Annotated in this window: 21 protein-coding genes; 19 read left to right on the forward strand and 2 right to left on the reverse strand. The window is 39.7% G+C overall.

Annotated elements, in window-relative coordinates:
• Positions 1-46 precede the first annotated feature (46 nt).
• From HZ311_RS08035 to truA, 11 genes are all read left to right on the forward strand, one after another.
• Positions 47-694 carry an adenylate kinase gene (locus tag HZ311_RS08035; protein WP_023518902.1) on the forward strand — a complete coding sequence of 216 codons (648 nt, stop codon included), beginning with the start codon at positions 47-49 and terminating at the stop codon, positions 692-694.
• Positions 695-884: 190 nt separating this feature from the next.
• The gene (gene infA, locus HZ311_RS08040; protein ID WP_002288695.1) at positions 885-1,103 is read left to right on the forward strand and encodes a translation initiation factor IF-1; all 219 of its coding nucleotides are present in this window, start codon (positions 885-887) and stop codon (positions 1,101-1,103) included.
• A gap of 32 nt (positions 1,104-1,135) precedes the next feature.
• Positions 1,136-1,252, forward strand: a complete 117-nt coding sequence (gene rpmJ / locus HZ311_RS08045) for a 50S ribosomal protein L36 (protein WP_002288710.1) — start codon at positions 1,136-1,138, stop codon at positions 1,250-1,252.
• A gap of 17 nt (positions 1,253-1,269) precedes the next feature.
• Positions 1,270-1,635, forward strand: a complete 366-nt coding sequence (gene rpsM, locus HZ311_RS08050; RefSeq protein WP_010734451.1) for a 30S ribosomal protein S13 — start codon at positions 1,270-1,272, stop codon at positions 1,633-1,635.
• A 27-nt stretch (positions 1,636-1,662) separates the two neighbouring features.
• Positions 1,663-2,052 carry a 30S ribosomal protein S11 gene (gene rpsK / locus HZ311_RS08055; protein WP_010734450.1) on the forward strand — a complete coding sequence of 130 codons (390 nt, stop codon included), beginning with the start codon at positions 1,663-1,665 and terminating at the stop codon, positions 2,050-2,052.
• Positions 2,053-2,131: 79 nt separating this feature from the next.
• Positions 2,132-3,070, forward strand: coding sequence for a DNA-directed RNA polymerase subunit alpha (locus HZ311_RS08060; protein ID WP_005880735.1), 939 nt, complete (start codon positions 2,132-2,134; stop codon positions 3,068-3,070).
• A gap of 26 nt (positions 3,071-3,096) precedes the next feature.
• A complete protein-coding gene (gene rplQ / locus HZ311_RS08065; protein ID WP_010734449.1) occupies positions 3,097-3,477 on the forward strand; it encodes a 50S ribosomal protein L17 in 381 nt (126 codons plus the stop codon).
• Positions 3,478-3,745: 268 nt separating this feature from the next.
• On the forward strand, positions 3,746-4,585 hold the full coding sequence (locus HZ311_RS08070) for an energy-coupling factor ABC transporter ATP-binding protein (protein ID WP_010734448.1): 840 nt from the start codon (positions 3,746-3,748) through the stop codon (positions 4,583-4,585).
• A complete protein-coding gene (locus tag HZ311_RS08075) occupies positions 4,561-5,430 on the forward strand; it encodes an energy-coupling factor ABC transporter ATP-binding protein (RefSeq protein WP_023518903.1) in 870 nt (289 codons plus the stop codon). Before HZ311_RS08070 ends, HZ311_RS08075 begins: the two co-directional genes overlap by 25 nt.
• The gene (locus tag HZ311_RS08080) at positions 5,420-6,217 is read left to right on the forward strand and encodes an energy-coupling factor transporter transmembrane component T family protein (protein ID WP_010734446.1); all 798 of its coding nucleotides are present in this window, start codon (positions 5,420-5,422) and stop codon (positions 6,215-6,217) included. The genes HZ311_RS08075 and HZ311_RS08080 overlap by 11 nt, the downstream gene beginning before the upstream one ends.
• Before the next feature lie 35 nt (positions 6,218-6,252).
• Positions 6,253-6,999 carry a tRNA pseudouridine(38-40) synthase TruA gene (gene truA / locus HZ311_RS08085; protein ID WP_010734445.1) on the forward strand — a complete coding sequence of 249 codons (747 nt, stop codon included), beginning with the start codon at positions 6,253-6,255 and terminating at the stop codon, positions 6,997-6,999.
• Between the two features lie 43 nt (positions 7,000-7,042).
• Here truA and HZ311_RS08090 read toward each other — a convergent pair whose 3' ends face one another.
• A complete protein-coding gene (locus tag HZ311_RS08090) occupies positions 7,043-9,715 on the reverse strand; it encodes a YfhO family protein (protein ID WP_137071905.1) in 2,673 nt (890 codons plus the stop codon).
• A gap of 446 nt (positions 9,716-10,161) precedes the next feature.
• Positions 10,162-10,350: a 50S ribosomal protein L28 gene (gene rpmB / locus HZ311_RS08095; protein WP_010734442.1), complete on the reverse strand. Its 189-nt coding sequence runs from the start codon at positions 10,348-10,350 to the stop codon at positions 10,162-10,164.
• Positions 10,351-10,621: 271 nt separating this feature from the next.
• Here rpmB and HZ311_RS08100 point away from each other — a divergent pair, with 271 nt between their 5' ends.
• From HZ311_RS08100 to opp4B, 8 genes are all read left to right on the forward strand, one after another.
• Positions 10,622-10,984: an Asp23/Gls24 family envelope stress response protein gene (locus HZ311_RS08100; protein ID WP_010720424.1), complete on the forward strand. Its 363-nt coding sequence runs from the start codon at positions 10,622-10,624 to the stop codon at positions 10,982-10,984.
• Between the two features lie 51 nt (positions 10,985-11,035).
• Positions 11,036-12,718: a DAK2 domain-containing protein gene (locus HZ311_RS08105; protein WP_023518905.1), complete on the forward strand. Its 1,683-nt coding sequence runs from the start codon at positions 11,036-11,038 to the stop codon at positions 12,716-12,718.
• Between the two features lie 109 nt (positions 12,719-12,827).
• The gene (recG, locus tag HZ311_RS08110) at positions 12,828-14,864 is read left to right on the forward strand and encodes an ATP-dependent DNA helicase RecG (RefSeq protein ID WP_023518906.1); all 2,037 of its coding nucleotides are present in this window, start codon (positions 12,828-12,830) and stop codon (positions 14,862-14,864) included.
• A gap of 46 nt (positions 14,865-14,910) precedes the next feature.
• Positions 14,911-15,912, forward strand: coding sequence for a phosphate acyltransferase PlsX (gene plsX, locus HZ311_RS08115; RefSeq protein WP_010734439.1), 1,002 nt, complete (start codon positions 14,911-14,913; stop codon positions 15,910-15,912).
• 119 nt (positions 15,913-16,031) lie between these two features.
• Positions 16,032-16,274, forward strand: coding sequence for an acyl carrier protein (gene acpP, locus HZ311_RS08120; protein ID WP_023518907.1), 243 nt, complete (start codon positions 16,032-16,034; stop codon positions 16,272-16,274).
• Positions 16,275-16,860: 586 nt separating this feature from the next.
• Positions 16,861-17,865 (forward strand): ABC transporter ATP-binding protein, encoded by a 1,005-nt coding sequence (locus HZ311_RS08125; protein ID WP_010734437.1) that lies wholly within the window; start codon positions 16,861-16,863, stop codon positions 17,863-17,865.
• Complete coding sequence (locus HZ311_RS08130; protein WP_010734436.1) at positions 17,866-18,810, forward strand: ABC transporter ATP-binding protein; 945 nt, start codon at positions 17,866-17,868, stop codon at positions 18,808-18,810.
• Positions 18,810-19,772, forward strand: coding sequence for an oligopeptide ABC transporter permease (gene opp4B, locus HZ311_RS08135; RefSeq protein ID WP_010734435.1), 963 nt, complete (start codon positions 18,810-18,812; stop codon positions 19,770-19,772). The genes HZ311_RS08130 and opp4B overlap by 1 nt, the downstream gene beginning before the upstream one ends.
• Positions 19,773-19,780 lie beyond the last annotated feature (8 nt).

Here is a 19,780-nt window from a genome sequence, read left to right on the forward strand (position 1 = left end):
GGTTTTTCCTCAACACACGTTCTCACATTTATTAGGAGGGAAAGCAATGAACCTCATTTTAATGGGGCTGCCAGGTGCAGGTAAAGGAACACAAGCTGAAAAAATCATTGACGCTTATGGGATTCCTCACATCTCAACAGGAGATATGTTTCGTGCAGCTATCAAAAATGAAACAGCTCTTGGCTTGGAAGCAAAGTCTTATATGGATAAAGGTGCATTAGTTCCTGATGAAGTAACAAATGGAATCGTAAAAGAGCGTTTAGCAGAACCCGATACAGAGAAAGGCTTCTTATTAGATGGATTTCCTCGTACAATCGAGCAAGCAGAAGCTCTAAATGCAATGTTAAAAGATTTAAATAAACAAATTGATGCTGTCATCGATATCCACGTGGGTGAAGAAGTTTTGGTTGAGCGTTTAGCAGGCCGCTTCATTTGCCGTAACTGTGGAGCAACTTACCATAAAATTTTCAACCCTACAAAAGTTGAAGACACATGTGATCGTTGTGGTGGGCATGAATTCTATCAAAGAGAAGATGATAAACCTGAGACGGTTAAAAATCGTCTGGCTATCAACATCAAAAATAGTGAACCAATCTTGGCTTATTATAAAGAACAAGGTTTGCTACACACTATCGATGGTGATCGTGAAATCGATGCTGTATTTACTGATGTCCAAAAAATCATTGAAAAATAGCACGATTGCCCGTAGCCGACTTGCATTAAGCAGTTACTCTTGTCAAGTTCAATAAATTATGATAGAATATGTCAGTCCGACTTCTAGAGAATCCTCTAGATGATCCATTTTGAGAATTTTGAGGTGGGAACTGCAGTTTCCGCCATTTTATCGTGTGAAAATGCGAAACAAGTACAAGGAGGTACTGTGCGTGGCAAAAGAAGATATGATTGAAGTCGAAGGTACAGTCGTCGAAACTTTGCCGAATGCAATGTTTAAAGTTGAACTAGAAAACGGACACCAAGTTCTTGCTACTGTTTCAGGTAAAATTCGTATGCACTACATTCGTATTCTACCTGGTGACAAAGTGACGGTTGAATTGTCTCCATATGATTTAAACCGTGGCCGTATTACTTATCGCTTTAAATAATTGTACTCCGTAAAACTACAGGAGGTATTATCATGAAAGTAAGACCATCAGTAAAACCAATGTGTGAACATTGTAAAGTAATTCGTCGTAAAGGACGCGTTATGGTGATTTGCCCAGCAAATCCAAAACATAAACAACGTCAAGGATAAATGGAGGTGCACTAAATATGGCTCGTATTGCAGGAGTAGATATTCCTCGTGATAAACGTGTAGTAGTTTCACTTACTTATATCTATGGTATTGGTAACACTACTGCGAAACAAATCTTAGCTAATGCTGGCGTATCTGAAGATGTTCGCGTTCGTGAATTAACGAATGAACAAACAGATGCTATCCGTGCAGAAGTAGATAAATTAAAAGTTGAAGGGGATCTTCGTCGTGAAGTGAACTTAAACATCAAACGCTTGATGGAAATCGGTTCTTACCGTGGAATCCGTCACCGTCGTGGATTGCCTGTTCGTGGACAAAACACGAAAAACAATGCACGTACTCGTAAAGGCCCAGCTCGCGCTATCGCTGGCAAGAAAAAATAATTCTTAAGTGAAGGAGGTTAAATCTTCATGGTAGCAAAAAAAGTGAATCGTAAACGCCGTGTGAAAAAGAATATAGAAGCTGGGATTGCACATATCCACTCTACATTCAACAACACAATCATCATGATCACTGATACTCACGGAAATGCTTTAGCGTGGTCATCAGCTGGTTCATTAGGTTTCAAAGGAAGCAAAAAATCAACTCCTTTTGCCGCTCAAATGGCAGCAGAAACAGCTACAAAAGCAGCAATGGAACACGGATTAAAAACTGTTGAAGTAACAGTTAAGGGACCTGGTTCTGGACGTGAAGCAGCAATTCGTTCATTACAAGCAACAGGTTTAGAAGTGACTGCAATTCGTGACGTGACTCCAGTTCCTCATAATGGTGCCCGCCCTCCAAAACGCCGTCGTGTTTAATGAGTGCCTCTCATTTTGAGTTCTATTAGTAACGTCATTGAACAAGACACTTTTCGTTTTGAAAGGGGTAAAGATAAGAATGATTGAGTTCGAAAAACCAAGAATCGCAAAAATTGATGAAGAAAAAGATTATGGCAAGTTCATCGTTGAACCTCTTGAAAGAGGGTATGGGACTACTTTAGGGAATTCCCTACGTCGTATTTTATTATCTTCTTTGCCAGGTGCTGCCATCACTAATATTCAAATCGATGGTGTACTGCATGAATTCTCTACCATCAAAGGTGTTAGAGAAGACGTCACTCAAATCATCTTGAACATTAAAGGTTTAGCACTGAAAATGTATGGTCAAGAAGAAAAAACCCTTGAGATCGATATTACCGGACCTGCTACAGTAACTGCTGGCGATATTATCGTTGATAGTGAGGTAGAAATTCTTAACAAAGATATGTACATCTGCAGTGTATCTGAAGGTGCTACGTTCCATGCTCGCCTAACGGTGAAACCAGGACGTGGTTATGTTCAAGCAGATGAAAACAAAAAAGAAGATATGCCAATTGGTGTTCTTCCAGTCGATTCAATCTACACGCCTGTACGTCGTGTCAACTACCAAGTAGAAAACACACGTGTTGGACATCGTGAAGATTTTGATAAATTGACAATGGAGATCTGGACAGATGGTTCAATCGAACCATTGGAAGCAATGAGTTTATCTGCAAAAATCATGACTGAACATTTAGACATCTTTGTCAACCTAACTGATGAAGCGAAAAACGCTGAAATCATGGTCGAAAAAGAAGAAACACAAAAAGAAAAAATGTTAGAAATGACGATTGAAGAATTAGACTTATCTGTTCGCTCTTATAATTGCTTAAAACGTGCAGGAATCAATACTGTACAAGAACTTACGAATAAATCTGAGCCAGAAATGATCAAAGTCCGTAACTTAGGACGTAAATCATTGGAAGAAGTTAAAGCAAAATTGCATGACTTAGGTTTAGGTTTACGTAAAGAAGATTAAACCTTTTACGAAGGAGGGAAACCAACGTGAGTTATCGTAAACTAGGACGCACATCTAGCCAACGTAAAGCGATGTTGCGTGATTTAACAACTGACTTATTAATTAATGAACGTATTGTGACTACAGAAGCTCGTGCGAAAGAAGTTCGCTCAACTGCTGAAAAAATGATCACTTTAGGCAAACGCGGAGACTTACATGCACGTCGTCAAGCTGCGGCTTTCGTACGTAATGAAGTTGCTAGCGTGCGTGAAGAAAATGAGGAAATCGTTATCGAATCAGCTTTACAAAAGTTATTCAACGATATTGCACCTCGTTATGCTGAACGTCAAGGTGGCTACACTCGTATCTTGAAGACAGAACCAAGACGCGGAGACGGAGCACCAATGGTTGTCTTAGAACTTGTCTAAAATCACACTAATAACATCACTTTATGGATGATTCTTTTAGAGTGTTATGATGTTGGAAGTTACTTATTCCGAGTCTAGCTCAGCGCTGCTCCCCAAGCGATTCGTTTGGGGAGTATGCACTCATCATAAAGTGTTTTTTTGTACCTTCAATTAACTGTCAAGACAGTCTTGAAGGTATAAAAAAACATTTTAAAAATCAGAAATGATTGAAAACTAAGCAGTTTTTTGATAGGGTTAATAGGAACTTTAGGATGAAGAGGGAGTACTTATGGAGCCGATTATTGAATTAGGAAAGATTAATTACAAATACCAACCAGAAGATTTACGACCAGCATTGAAAGATGTTTCTTTCACGATCAATAAAGGAGAATGGATCGCGATTATCGGGCACAATGGTTCTGGTAAATCAACGCTTGCAAAAACGATCAATGGCTTACTCCTTCCTGAGTCTGGGACGGTCAAAGTTGGTAATCAAATACTAAATGAAGAGAATATATGGACGATCCGCCAAAAAGTCGGCATGGTCTTTCAAAATCCGGACAATCAATTTGTTGGATCAACAGTAGAGGATGATGTGGCCTTTGGTTTAGAGAATCAAGGAATTCCTCGAGAAGAAATGATCGTTCGAGTGAAAGATGCTCTTGAAAAAGTTCGAATGTCTGATTTTGCGACAAGAGAACCGGTTCGTCTTTCCGGTGGACAGAAACAACGTGTGGCGATTGCCGGTGTTGTAGCCCTCCGACCAGAAATCATCATCTTGGATGAAGCAACAAGTATGTTAGATCCTGAAGGTCGTGAAGAAGTCATCACAACGATCAAAGAAATCAAAGAGGAAAGTCAACTGACCGTTATTTCAATCACGCATGATATTGATGAAGCAGCTAATGCAAATCGTATTTTCGTGATGAAAGAAGGCGAACTAGTGAATGAAGGAACACCGAAGGAGATTTTCTCTGCCGGACCTGAACTAATCAATCTAGGGTTAGATTTGCCTTTTCCTGAAAAACTAAAAAGTGCCTTGAAAGAACGTGGCATTGAAGTGCCTAAAGAATACATGACAGAAGAAAGGATGGTGGATTGGTTATGGACATCCGTTTTGAAAAAGTAAACTTTACGTACCAACCGAACACACCATTCGAGCAACGAGCTTTATTTGATATTGACTTGTTGATCAAAGAAAACAGCTACACTGCATTAGTGGGTCATACTGGAAGTGGGAAATCCACCTTGCTTCAGCATTTGAATGCGTTGATCAAACCGACGGAAGGAACCGTCCAAATCGGCGATCGTCAGATCAAACCCGATACAGATAATAAAAATTTGAAACCGATTCGAAAAAAAGTCGGTATTGTTTTTCAATTTCCAGAGGCACAGTTGTTTGAAGAAACGGTCGCAAGAGATATTGCGTTTGGCCCAAAAAACTTTGGTGTAAGTGAGGAAGAGGCGACTCTACTGGCAAAGGAAACCTTAGAACAAGTCGGCTTAGATGAGACGTATTTAGAACGCTCGCCTTTCGAGCTGTCAGGTGGTCAAATGCGACGTGTAGCGATTGCCGGTGTTCTAGCTATGAAACCCGAAGTTCTCGTCTTAGATGAGCCAACAGCTGGGTTAGATCCACAAGGAAGAAAAGAAATGATGGATATGTTCTGGCGTTTGCATAAAGAACAGCAAATCACGATTGTATTAGTCACCCATTTGATGGATGATGTGGCAAACTATGCCGATTTTGTTTATGTATTGGAGAAAGGTCGCATTGTTAAGTGCGGAGAACCAAAAGAAGTCTTCCAACATCTTGAATGGTTAAAAGAACGGCAGTTAGGGGTACCAACAGCCACTGAGTTTGCAGAGGAACTACGTGTAAAAGGCATCCATTTTGATGAATTGCCGATTACTGCAGACGCATTAGCGGACCAATTGGTCAAAATGGTGGGAGGTACTGCTCATGATGAATAAATTGATTTTTGGTCGTTATATGCCTGGAGACTCATTTATCCATCGGTTAGATCCACGTGCAAAGTTATTGGCAAGTTTCTATTTTATCGGCATTATCTTCTTAGCCAATAACTGGCAGACATATGCCTTATTAGCGGCGTTTACCTTATTTGCTGTTTTCTTGTCAAAAGTAGATATCAAATTCTTTATTCGAGGTATCCGTCCATTGATCTGGTTGATCCTATTCACTGTAGGCTTACAAGTACTGTTTACAAGTGGTGGAGAAACGTATTGGAGTTGGGGGATTTTCAATATCACTCAATTTGGTGTCATGAACGGACTATTTATTTTTTGTCGGTTTGTTTTGATCATCTTTATGTCCACTTTATTGACACTGACAACGCCGCCTTTAGAATTATCCGATGCGATCGAATATTTGTTACGACCATTGAAAGTTGTTCGCTTTCCAGTACATGAAGTATCGTTGATGCTTTCGATCGCTTTACGTTTTGTGCCGACATTGATGGACGAAACCGAAAAAATCATGAATGCACAGCGCGCGCGTGGTGTTGACTTTGGCGAAGGAAGTCTAGTGCAAAAAATGAAAGCGGTGATTCCTTTACTGATTCCGCTATTTGTCAGCAGTTTCAATCGTGCGGAAGATCTAGCTACAGCGATGGAAGCAAGAGGCTACCAAGGTGGGGAAGGTCGGACAAAATACCGTATCCTTCACTGGCACTTACAAGATACTATTGTTATGGTTGCTTTTGGGCTTATGACCATCGTACTAGTGTTTATCCGTAGCTAAACTTATCAAAGATGAATGAGAACAGGGGAAGATGAATGGTACGCTATAAAGCAATCATTGCCTATGATGGTACCCAGTTCAATGGTTTTCAGAAACAACCTAACGGACGAACGGTCCAAGAAGAACTGGAAAAAACCTTAAAGAAGATGGCAAATGGAAAAGAAATCACGATTTTTGGATCTGGACGGACAGATGCAGGGGTTCATGCAATCGGTCAAGTCATCCACTTTGATTATCCAGAAGAGCGACCTTTGGAACGTATGCGTTTTGGGTTAGATACGCAGTCGCCAGAAGATATTGCTGTAAAAAGTGTGGAGATTGTGCCAGAAACTTTTCACGCACGCTATCTAGTGAAAGAAAAAACCTATCAATTCAAAGTAGATATCGGAAAACCACGTAGTCCCTTCCGTAGACATTATGCAAGCTATTTTCCTTATCCAATAGATGTAGCAAAGATTGAACGAGCATTGCCTGATTTACTTGGTACGCATGATTTCACTTCGTTTTGTGCTTCTGGAAGTTCTATTGAAGATAAAGTACGGACTATCTATGAAGCCAGTTTACAGGTCAATGAAGCAGGCGATGAGTTGACGTTTACGTTTCGTGGTGATGGCTTCCTTTATAAAATGATTCGCATTTTAGTTGGAACGTTGTTAAAAATAGGCAACGATCGTTTGCCAGAAGATTGTCTGCCGGAAATCATTGCAAAAAAAGACCGCAATGCAGCAGGTCCGACTGCTCATCCGGAAGGGTTATACCTATACGAAGTAAAATATGAATAGCATACAAGAAAAAAGCGTTTCGGCAATCACCGAAACGCTTTTTTTATCTTACGCGACGACGTTCACGTCTTGGACGGTGATCATCGTTTTCGTTTATAGGATCAATAACGCCGCGAAACGGCTGACGTTTACGAAGGTACCATAGATACAAGATAAACAAGGCAATACATCCAATAAAGAGAAGTAAGCCAGGAATGAATCCTTTTGGCATGTAACTAAAAGTAATCGTATGTTCACCTTCAGGAACTTCCACCATCAAAAAGGCATCTTGGAATTTCTTCACAGGAACTTTTTCGCCATCGATTTTAGCGGTCCAACCACCATCATAAGGGATAGTCGTGGCTATCATCGTTTTTTCAGTCGCGGTTACTTTTCCTGTAGCTGTTCGACCGGTAGTAGTCATCTCTACACCGTTATTTCTGATTTGGTTGATTGCGGCTTGATACGCTACGACATCAAGTCCGACCACTTGTGGTTCCATAAAGCTGACTTCTTTGGTCCCATAGAAGCTTGCAGTGAAGGTAACTGTTGTGTCTTGTGGGTAATAACCTAAATCATAATATTGGCCAGTAATGTTAATTTGAGATTTTCTAGATACGCCATTGACGGTAATAGTTGCTGTAGAGCTTTCTAACTGTGCGAAATTCGTTGGAAACAGGCTGAGATATGCTTGGGTATTCGCAGGTACTTGGACTTCCCAAGTCAATTCTTTTGGTTGATTATTCGCTGTTTCACTATAAGTGACCCCATTTGTCGTTGTTGTGATCTTCGTGTTCTGTTGACTTTTTAGGGTTGGTTTGTAAAACGTAAAGAATGATTGATTCAACCCAGAAAGAGCATTCATCAAATTTGTTTGACTAGTTAGATTATCACCTATCGGCTGTTCGATCTTATTGATCGTCAAAGGTGCTTTAAAGGCTAATGGCACAGCATTACTATTTTCGTACAAAGTATAGTTGTCCGTTTGTTCGACGGATTGGAAGCCGTATTTATTAAAGCTACTGTCGTTTTTAGCAATATTGTATTTGATTCCCGTAAATCCATCCATCAACAAGGTGTTATTATTGTAGCGAATGTTCAAATTTGTTCCTCTAGAACGGAAGCCTAAAGTATCCAAGTAAGAGGAAGAGTTACGATTTCTGATTGAGGAGAACATACTGATTCCACTATAACCATAATTGATCGAATCATTCGGTGAAACAGGATCAAGGTTTTCTAATCGATAAAACGTATCGGAATCCTTTTTCGAGGCATCAACTAACGTTTTGATTTCAGGATAAGGTTCGGTATACAAACTTCTTGAGGCATAATTCCAATCATCGAGAATGCCATGGATCATACTGTTGGTATTGACTGCGGCTTCTGCTGTCATCAATAGTAACAGAAGAATACTCAAACGTTTCAGATCAAATGGGTGTTGTTGGAATAAACCAATCGTCAATGCGTAGAGCGCTAAAAAGACTAACGTCAAAACAAAGGATGTGAGCGTGACATACGTGTAACTGCCATCTGGTTTGATTCCCCATGCTGTAGCAAAAGCAGTAGCTAGTACAATGATGACGCCTAGCAATCGCTTCTGATCCTTCTCCTGTAGCTGTTCCCAACTATGAGCCGCTAACAAGAGTACGAGAAATGAAAAGAGATAGGCATAACGGAATAAGAACATATTTGGTGCGTGCATCCCATGCCAGAATAAATTCAAAGGAACGAAATAGAAGCTAGCAATCAAGATCGCGAATAGCCCACCGAACAACAACTTATTTTTCAAGGGGAATTTGCGACTGACAAAATACAAGAGGCATAATGCTAAAGGAAACAACCCAGCATAGATAAATGGGATCGATCCATATTTCGTCGTGTCATAAACACCCACCATGTTTTTCATCAATAAATCTAAATAAGAAGTTGCTTCCGTCTTCAATGAAGTGATCTGCGTCAACGCTTCGCCATTGGCACGTAGATCGAGAATGGCAGGCAGGATGATCACCATCGATGCACCTCCTGCTAATAAAGAGGTGATCCCATAAGGTAAAATCGTTCCTTTGTACCTCCGCCAATTCGTCAGTAGTCGTGTAACAAAGTATAAAAAGGAGAAGACCCCGACCATGAAGCCCATATAAAAACTGGATAAGAACAAAAGCAAGTAACTAACAAACAATAAAATAGGTTTCTTTTGGTCCATCACACGATGGATACCTAAAATGATCAGAGGAAGATAGACGAAGGTGTCTAACCACATGATGATCTCTGAATGGGCAGTGATAAATGAAATCGACGCATAACTGACACTTAATGCGACTTGCCCCCAATGTGGAATGCGATAGGTACGCGCTAGAAACCAGAAGGATAAACCTGCTGAACCAACCTTTAGTAAGGTGATGAGATACAAGGCATCTGGCATCAATTGATTCGGGAACAATAAAACGAGTGGTGTGAAAAGTCCACCTAAATAATAAGAAATCAATGATAGATAATTTAAGCCAAGTGAGGCATTCCACGTGTAAAAAATGCTTTGTTTCCCTAACAACATATTACGGAAGCTTGCATGAAAGTTTGAAAATTGTGAGAAAGCATCACTAGCCAAGATGCTCCGATCACTTCCTGGATAAATACCGATACTTAAATAAACCAATAAAAGAATCAGCAAAGGGATAAAGAAGCTAGCAGCTGCATAGCGGCCGTTTTCTTTTAAGAATTTTTTCAATGTTGTTTTCATTACAATTCAGTCACCAAATTTCTATTTGAAGTTATCATTAGTTTATCACATTCATGATTTTACTTGCTGAAAATACAACCAAATTCATAAAAAAATTACATTTGAAATTAAATAACATTTGTGAGTTTAAATTACATTTACATTAAGAAAATAACACAAAATAAGAAAACACTTTCTACTTTAAAATAAAGTGTTGACAGGCGTTTGCAAATACGTTACGTTTTATTTGTAACAATTATAAAAAAACATATACTTATCACTATCTGAGGGATAGTGGCACATAAAAGAAGACTTAAAACAATTATCTGGGTGATTGATTGTTTTAAGCCTTTTTTATTTTTTCTTCTTAAGTTTCATGTAGTTGAGGAAATGTCTCTCATTTGATAATGATTCGCAAAAAATAAAAACCGTTCATTTTGTTGAACGGTTCAAATCATTTCATTCAATTATACGCGTTCAACTTTTCCTGATTTCAACGCACGAGTTGACACCCAAACTTTTTTAGGTTTGCCGTCAATCAATACGCGAACTTTTTGTAAGTTAGGTTTAACTGTACGTTTTGTTGAGTTCATCGCATGTGAACGGTTGTTTCCACTTTTTGTCTTGCGACCTGTAAAGTAACAAACTTTTGCCATGTAAATTTCCTCCTTTGCCTTGATTTGGAGCAATAGTAAATTCAGCTCATACCAGAATAACATATCATATGGCGTAGGAATTTGCAAGCATATTTTCATAGAATTGATTGACATTTTCAGTGATTAATTGTAACGTGAACAAAGTCTTTTCCTAATTTTTTTCAATGGTTTTTGAGTACTTTAAGGGAACAACCTTTTATTTCGGTTGACGCTATGATAAAATGTGATAGTAGAAAAATGGGAATATTTTACCCGTTAAGGAGGCTCATTCATGGCTGTAAAAATTCAAACGTCAGCTGGAACCATTGAAATTACCAATGATGTCATCGCAACAGTTGTTGGTGGTGCCGCAACAGATGTATTTGGTGTTGTAGGAATGGCTAGCAAGAATCAAATCAAAGATAATATCACTGAAATTTTGCGTAAAGAAAATTACTCAAGAGGAGTAGTTGTCCGCCAAGAAGCTAATGGGATCGCAGTAGATGTTTATACAATCATTAGTTATGGCACAAAAATTTCAGAAGTTTCTCGTAATGTCCAAGAAAAAGTGAAATATAACTTGGAGACTTTACTAGGTGTTACAGCCAATTCAGTAAATGTCTTCGTGCAAGGTGTTCGTGTACTGCCAGACTAGGCAGGAGACTTGCTGACTGTTCAGCAGTCGATCTGAAGGAGGATTATCTAGGTGAGTGTAACAGAAATTAGTGCAAGCCAATTCCAGGAAATGGTTCAGTCCGGTGCGAATCGGCTACAAAAAAATGCAGAATACGTCAATTCCCTAAATGTATTCCCGGTTCCCGATGGAGATACCGGTACCAATATGAATTTATCAATGACAAGTGGTGCAAAAGCCGTTGTTGATTCTACCTCTGAAAAGGTAGGAGAATTAGCAGCGCTGTTATCTAAAGGTTTATTGATGGGGGCAAGAGGAAACTCTGGGGTTATTTTATCTCAGTTGTTCCGTGGTTTTTCAAAACAAATCCCTGATGTGACTGTTTTGACAGCAACAGATTTAGCTGCAGCTTTTACTCATGGGGTCGAAACAGCTTATAAAGCAGTAATGAAACCTGTCGAAGGAACGATCCTGACAGTCGCAAGAGAAGCTGCCAAAGCTGGTGAGAAAAAAGCAAAATCAACAGATGATGTGATCGAAGTCATGACTGCGGTCGTTAAAGGTGGGAAACGTGCGTTAGCAAAAACACCTGATTTATTGCCTGTATTAAAAGAAGTAGGCGTTGTTGATAGTGGCGGTCAAGGACTATTATTCGTATACGAAGGTTTTTTAACTGCGTTGAATGGTGAATACCAAGCAGACGAGGTCTATGAACCATCTCCTGCTCAAATGGACGATATGGTAAATGCAGAGCATCATCGTAGTGTGCAAGGTCAGTTAGCAACTGAGGATATCCATTATGGTTACTGTACAGAAATCATGGTGAAGATCGGTGAAGGTCCAACTGTAGATAGTACATTTGATTATGAAGAGTTTCGTAACTATCTAGATGGCCTTGGGGATTCCCTGTTAGTGGTCAATGACGATGAAATCATCAAAGTACACGTTCATACAGAAAACCCTGGGGAAGTCATGAATTACGGACAGAAATTTGGTTCCCTAGTGAAAGTCAAAGTGGACAACATGCGTTTGCAACATGAAACGATCTTAGAACATGACCAAGCCCCTTCAGCGCCGGTCGCACAAACGAAGCCTCGTGTACCTTACGGGATCGTTGCCATCGCAGCCGGAAAAGGTGTGCAAGAGTTATTTGAAAGTCTAGGAGCAAACTACGTGATCAGTGGTGGACAGACGATGAATCCAAGTACGGAAGATATCGTGAAAGCGATCAATGAAGTGAATGCAGATAAAGTCATCATCTTACCGAATAACAAAAATATCTTTATGGCAGCTGATCAAGCGGCTGAAGTGGCTGAACTTCCAGTTGCTGTTGTTCCATCAAAAACAGTTTCTCAAGGATTGACAGCGATGTTGTCCTTCAATGAACAAGCAACGTTAGAAGAAAATAAAGAAACGATGACAGATGTGCTTTCAAGTGTTGTCAGTGGTCAAGTGACACATGCGATCCGCGACACGATGATCGACGGAGTGAAAATCACAGAAGGTGATTTCTTAGGGATGATCGATGGGAAAATCGTGATCTCTAATCCAGAAATCTTAGCGACATCACTTGCTACATTAGAGCAAATGATCAACGAGGATACTGAGATCGTCACGATATTAACCGGAGAAGACGGGTCTGCAGAGCAAGCACAAGCATTTGCGGCTCAACTGAGCGACAAATATCCTGAGTTAGAAATCGAGATCCATCAAGGAGATCAACCTGTCTATCCTTATTTATTTTCTGCTGAATAATACAGCCTGAAGCCGATAGATAAAGCAGAAAATCATTTGAAAGGATCTTCGGTCAACGATTTGCAAATCGTTGACCAAGTTCCTTTTTTTGTTAAAGGAGGGAAATCTTATGCGTTCGTTAGCTGATCCAGTCACAGTGCTGGCAGGTGTTGGTCAAAAAAGAGCGGATAGCTTGGCTAGTCTAGGCATCCATACAATCGAAGACTTATTAACTTACTATCCTTTTCGTTATGAAGATATCCAAGAAAGAAATCTAAACGAAATCCAAGACCAAGAAAAAGTTACATTAAAAGGGTTAGTTGTCTCTCCGCCAGTAATGAGTCGTTTTGGCTACAAAAAAAGCCGTCTGCAGTTTCGAATGATGCAAGAACATGAAGTATTCAATGTTTCTTTCTTCAATCAGCCCTATTTGAAAGATAAAGTCATTTTATCTGAAGAAATCGCAGTTTATGGGAAATGGGATGCGAAACGTAAAGCACTAAATGGGATGAAGATCCTTGGTTCGCAAAGTCCAGATGATTTCTCTCCGATCTATCATGTCAACAAATCCATTCGCCAAACGACACTGGTCGATCTGATCCGTCGAGGGTTTAGTGAGTATGGTGATTTGATTGAAGAAAATTTACCACTATCTTTAATTGAAAAATACCGTTTGCTTGATCGTCCAACTGCTGTAAGAAGTATGCATTTTCCGCAAAATCATGAGGAAAATCATCAAGCCAAACGACGGATTGTTTTTGAAGAATTCTTTTTTTTCCAGATGCAGTTACAAGGACTGAAAAAAGCCGAAAAGTCTGAAAAGAATGGCTTAGAGATCCTTTATGATGTGGAACGATTAAAACAATTTACGAAAAAGTTGCCGTTTGAATTAACGACGGCACAAAAACGTGTCACTAATGAAATTTGCCGTGATCTCCGTAATCCACACCATATGCAGCGTTTGTTGCAAGGGGATGTGGGAAGTGGAAAGACCGTTGTTGCTGCGATTGCTTTATATGCGACAGTGACTGCTGGCTTTCAAGGAGCGTTGATGGTCCCAACAGAAATATTGGCGCAACAACATGTGGAAAGTTTATCCCAATTATTTGACCCAAATGAAGTGACCGTTGCGTTATTGACCGGATCAACGAAAGCAAAAGAACGTCGCGAGCTATTAGAACGGTTAGAAAATGGGGAAATCGATATCGTTGTGGGAACACATGCACTGATTCAAGAAGGTGTCGCATTCCAAAATCTGGGTTTAGTGATCACCGATGAGCAACATCGTTTTGGCGTGAACCAACGAAAAGTATTGCGTGAGAAGGGTTGGCGTCCAGATGTGTTGTTTATGACTGCCACCCCTATCCCTCGAACTTTAGCAATTACAGCATACGGCGAAATGGATGTATCTGTAATCGACGAGCTTCCCGCTGGACGGATTCCGATCGAAACAAGATGGGTCCGAACACCTCAATTAGATAGCGTGCTAGAATGGACCTATAAAGAATTGCGCAGAGGGCATCAAATGTATGTGATTTGTCCATTGATTGAGGAGTCCGAAGCGTTAGATGTGAAAAATGCAGTGGAAATTTACGAAAAACTTCGTGAGTTATTTGCACCAGAATATGAAGTTGGCTTGTTGCATGGTAAAATGAAGAATCAAGAAAAAGATCAGATCATGGAAACATTCAAAGAAAATCAACTCCAGATCTTAGTGTCAACCACAGTGATCGAGGTCGGTGTCAATGTGCCGAATGCAACGGTCATGTTGATCATGGATGCGGATCGTTTTGGATTAGCTCAGCTGCATCAGTTGCGTGGGCGTGTCGGTCGAGGAAGTGAGGCTTCTTATTGTATCCTCGTGGCAAATCCGAAAAATGAACTGGGTGTCGAACGAATGAAAATCATGACAGAGACCACGAATGGCTTTATCTTGAGTGAAAAGGATTTAGAATTACGAGGGCCTGGAGAGGTATTTGGCTTCCGTCAATCCGGCTTGCCAGAATTTGCGATCGCAGATCTAGTAACAGATGGGAATGTCTTAGAGGTTGCCCGTGAAGAAGCTGCGGCAATCTGGCAAATCAAAGACTGGCAGTTATTACCTGAATATCAACCATTAACAGCCAAGTTGCAATTAGGCGAACAAGATAATCGTTATTTTGATTAACAGATTATCAATACTTTCAAAATGATGACAAGGAGTGGAAATAATAATGAGAATTGCAGTAGATGCAATGGGCGGAGATCACGCACCACAAGCCATTGTGGAAGGAATCGCTCTAGCACAAAAAGATTTCCCTGAGTTGGAATTTGTTCTTTACGGTAAAGAATCAGAGATCAAAAAATATTTGACAGACGAAAAAAATATCACAATCGTCCATACTGACGAAAAAATCAATAGTGATGACGAACCAGTTAAAGCGATCCGTCGCAAGAAAACTGCTTCAATGGTTTTAGCTGCCCAAGCAGTTAAAAATGGGGAAGCAGATGCGATTTTTTCAGCAGGAAATACAGGAGCCTTACTAGCAGCTGGCTTGTTTATTGTTGGACGCATCAAAAACATCGAACGCCCTGGACTAATGTCCACATTGCCAGTTATTGGCAAAGAAGGCGAAGGGTTTGATATGCTAGATTTAGGTGCAAATGCAGAAAACAAACCAGAGCATCTTTTACAATATGGTATTTTAGGGTCATTTTATGCAAGAAAAGTTCGTGGTATCGGACGACCTCGTGTCGCATTGCTCAATAATGGGACGGAAGAGACTAAGGGCAGTGAATTGACAAAACAAGCCTTTGAACTTTTGCAAAATGAAACAAGCTTGAACTTCATTGGCAATGTGGAAGCGCGTGACTTACTAAATGGTGTGGCAGACGTCGTAGTAACCGATGGTTTTACCGGAAATGCAGTGTTGAAATCCATTGAAGGCACAGCGATGAATATGATGACCTTATTGAAATCTGCCATCTTGAATGAAGGCATCAAAGGTAAAATGGGTGCATTACTGCTAAAAGACGGTTTGCGCTCTTTGAAATCTGAAATGGACTATTCAAAACATGGAGGAGCTGTTTTATTTGGATTGAAAGCACCAGTTATCAAAACGCATGGTGCAACTGGACCAGATGCAGTTCGCTATACGATCCGTCAAATCCATACAATGCTTGAAACCAATGTTGTAGGACAACTGGTGGAGCAATTTGAGAAAAAAGAGGACTAAATTTTCTACGAATTGACAAGCTGATGGAGAAAAAAGGGTGGACATTCCAAAAAATTGTCAGTAAAATTAGCTATGGTGAAGAAAACGTAGTAGTTCTAAGAATTGTGGGGGTGAAAAAATTGACGCGCGAAGAAGTATTTAATAAGGTAGCTAAAATCATTTCAAATCACTTTGAAATGGATACAGACAAAGTGACAGATGAATTGAACATTAAAGATGATCTGAAAGCTGATTCAATTAGTATCATGGAATTTGTTCTTGAACTGGAAGATGAATTCGGTACAGAGATCTCTGATGAAGATGCTGAACAAATCGAAACAGTCGGCGGTGCCGTGGATTATATCAGCAAACACTTGAAATAAATTGAATAAATACACATCAACTGATGAATGAATTGGCAAAAGCCAATTTCAACTCAAAGCCAAGAAGTCAGAAATAGTTTAGCTATTTCATGGTTTCTTGGCTTTTTCAGTCATAATTATTTAAAAAAAAGAGTTTTTTTAAAGAGAAGAAATATGTCACAACATTCGATAGAAAGAGGTAGTTTCACAACATATCTATTTCGTATGTATTGTATAATTATGCTTTTATAAAATATGACACCTCTTAGGTTAAAACTGTTTTTTATATAAAAAGTGATTTTTGCAGATTTTTATAATGATTCTTAATTTATAAAAATAGTAGGATAAAGAGAAGGTTAGCCACATACCTCATTTTTTTTTAATCTTCTTTAGGAGCTGACATAGCTACGTAAGATTTTTCAGACAATTCTGGCAACAGTGTGAAATAATCTTGCAATATAAAACGGTTTTCTATATAATTATTAATAATTAATTACACACTCCTTAGAATGCTACTTATTTAATTTTTTTTGCTAAGTTGTTATTCAGTGTAGGATTATTTTTTTTATTAAAAACTTCCATCGAGGGAGCAGAGAGGGGTATTCGATTGTCAGATAACCAATTATTAGATGTTCAGAACCTACACACAGGCTTCCGTCTAAAAGATGAATACTACGATGCAGTAGACGACGTTTCTTTTACTTTAGATAAAAACGAGATCTTAGCCATCGTTGGTGAGTCTGGTTGCGGGAAAAGTACGTTAGCTACAACGATTATGGGATTATTAGATCCTAACAATACAAAGATCACAGGGGAGATCATGTACAATGATTTAAATTTAATTGAATTAAATGAAACATTGTATAACAAGATCCGCGGAAATGATATTGGGATGATTTTTCAAGATCCATTATCTGCACTAAACCCTTTGATGAGAATTGAAGACCAAATCAAAGAAGGTTTGTCTTACCATACAAAAATGACTGCTGAGCAAAGACAAGCACGTGCATTAGAATTACTAGAACAAGTAGGGATTCCGAATCCTGCACGAGTTGGACGTCAGTATCCTCATGAGTTGTCAGGTGGGATGAGACAGCGGGTGATCATCGCGATTGCGATTGCATGTAAGCCACCGATCATTATCGCGGATGAACCAACGACTGCCTTGGACGTAACGATCCAAGCACAGATCCTTGACTTACTGAAAGATTTACAAGAAGAAACTAAAACTGGGATCATCTTGATCACACATGATTTAGGTGTCGTAGCTGAAATGGCGGATCGTGTTGCTGTGATGTATGGTGGACAATTTGTTGAAGTTGCAGGAGTCAAAGAGTTATTTGAAAATCCAAAACACCCATATACACAATCATTGCTAAATTCGATTCCACAAGAAGGAAATCACGAGGCAGAGTTACATGTGATTGAAGGCGTAGTCCCTTCATTAAAAAATATGCCACGAACAGGTTGCCGATTTGCGCCACGGATTCCTTGGATCCCAGCAAGCGCTCACGAAGAAAATCCAGTCTTGCATGAAATCGCACCGAATCATATGGTACGTTGCTCATGTTATAAACATTTCCACTTTAGAGACGAAAAAGGAGAGGTGTAGATGTCAGAATTAATTACAATCAAAGATTTGAAAGTTCACTATCCTATTCGCAGTGGGTTTTTCAACCGAGTAACAGACCATGTCTATGCAGTAGACGGTGTCGATTTTATTATTGAAAAAGGAAAAACATACGGACTAGTTGGAGAATCAGGTTCTGGGAAGTCCACAACCGGAAAAGCGGTTGTCGGCCTAGAAAAAGTGACTTCTGGCCAAATCATGTATGAAGGAAAAGACGTCACGAAAAGAAGTAACCGCAAAAAAATCGGCTACAACAAAGACGTCCAAATGATCTTTCAAGATTCAATGTCTAGTTTAAATCCTAAAAAACGAGTACTGGACATTATCGCTGAGCCGATCCGTAACTTTGAACGCTTGAGCGATCAGGAAGAAAAGAAAAAAGTCAAAGGCTTATTGGACATCGTTGGGATGCCAGAAGATGCGTTATACAAATATCCTCATGAATTTTCTGGTGGACAAAGACAGCGTTTAGGGGTTGCCCGAGCAGTAGCAACGAATCCTAAATTGATTGTTGCTGATGAACCTGTATCTGCCCTAGACTTATCTGTTCAGGCACAAGTATTGAACTTTATGAAACGCATCCAACAAGAATTTGGTTTGAGCTATTTATTCATCTCTCATGACTTGGGTGTCGTAAAACACATGTGTGACAACATCGCGATCATGTACAAAGGTCGATTTGTTGAAATCGGTACACGAGAAGATATCTATAATGATCCGCGCCACATCTACACAAAACGCTTACTATCTGCGATTCCACGAATTGATGTAGACAATCGGGAAATACAAAAACAAAACCGACGAAATGTTGAACGTGAGTATATCGAACATCAAAAAGATTACTACGATACAGCAGGGCGAGTGTATGATTTACGTACACTAACCACTACACACAAAGTAGCGTTGAAAGATGGAGGTGCTAGCTAATGTGGAAAACGATTCTACGAAGAGTTCTTTTGATGATCCCACAAGTGATCATTCTTAGTGTGTTGATCTTTATGCTAGCGCAAGCCATGCCTGGAGATCCGTTTACAGGATTGATCAACCCAAACCAAGATCCAGCTGTGATCGAGCAGATGCGTCAGGCAGCGGGCTTGAATGATCCTTGGTATGAACAATATTTCCGTTGGGTCGGAAATGCCTTACAAGGTGATTTTGGACAAAGTTTCTTGTATAAGCGTTCGGTTTCCTCTTTGATTGGAGAACGAATCGTCAATACTTTATATTTATCTATTTTAACTGTTATTATTACGTACTTGATTGCTGTACCACTAGGTATGTTAGCTGGTCGATACCAAAATTCGATTTTGGACAAAGCTGTTGTTATTTATAACTTCTTCAGTTTTGCTGTTCCATTATTCATTTTCGGATTGATCATGTTGTTTGTTTTTGGCTATCGTTTAGGTTGGTTCCCAACAAGTGGTTCTCAGACTTTAGGTTTCCAGGGAGGATTTTTCGCTCAATGGATGGATCGATTGCAATACATTTTATTACCATCGATCACACAGGCCTTTTTAGCCACAGCAGTAACGATCCAGTATTTACGAAGTGAAGTCATTGATTCGAAATCCTTAGACTTTGTACGTACAGCTCGTTCCAAAGGGGTGCCGACAAACAAAGTATTCAGTCGTCACATTTTCCGTAATGCAGCATTGCCGATGGCATCTCAAATGGGGTATGAAATCACTTCATTGATTGCTGGTTCTGTCGTTATCGAAAAAATCTTTGGTTATCCTGGTGTCGGAAAATTGTTTATTGACTCAATCGGTCAACGTGATTATACCGTAATCACAGCCTTAGTCTTGATTTTAGGAATCGCAACGCTCGTCGGAACACTGCTGTCAGATATTATCATGAGCATTGTTGATCCGCGTATACGAATCCAATAAAAAAATCA

The sequence above is a fragment of the Enterococcus mundtii genome (genome assembly GCF_013394305.1).
GTDB lineage: Bacteria > Bacillota > Bacilli > Lactobacillales > Enterococcaceae > Enterococcus_B > Enterococcus_B pernyi.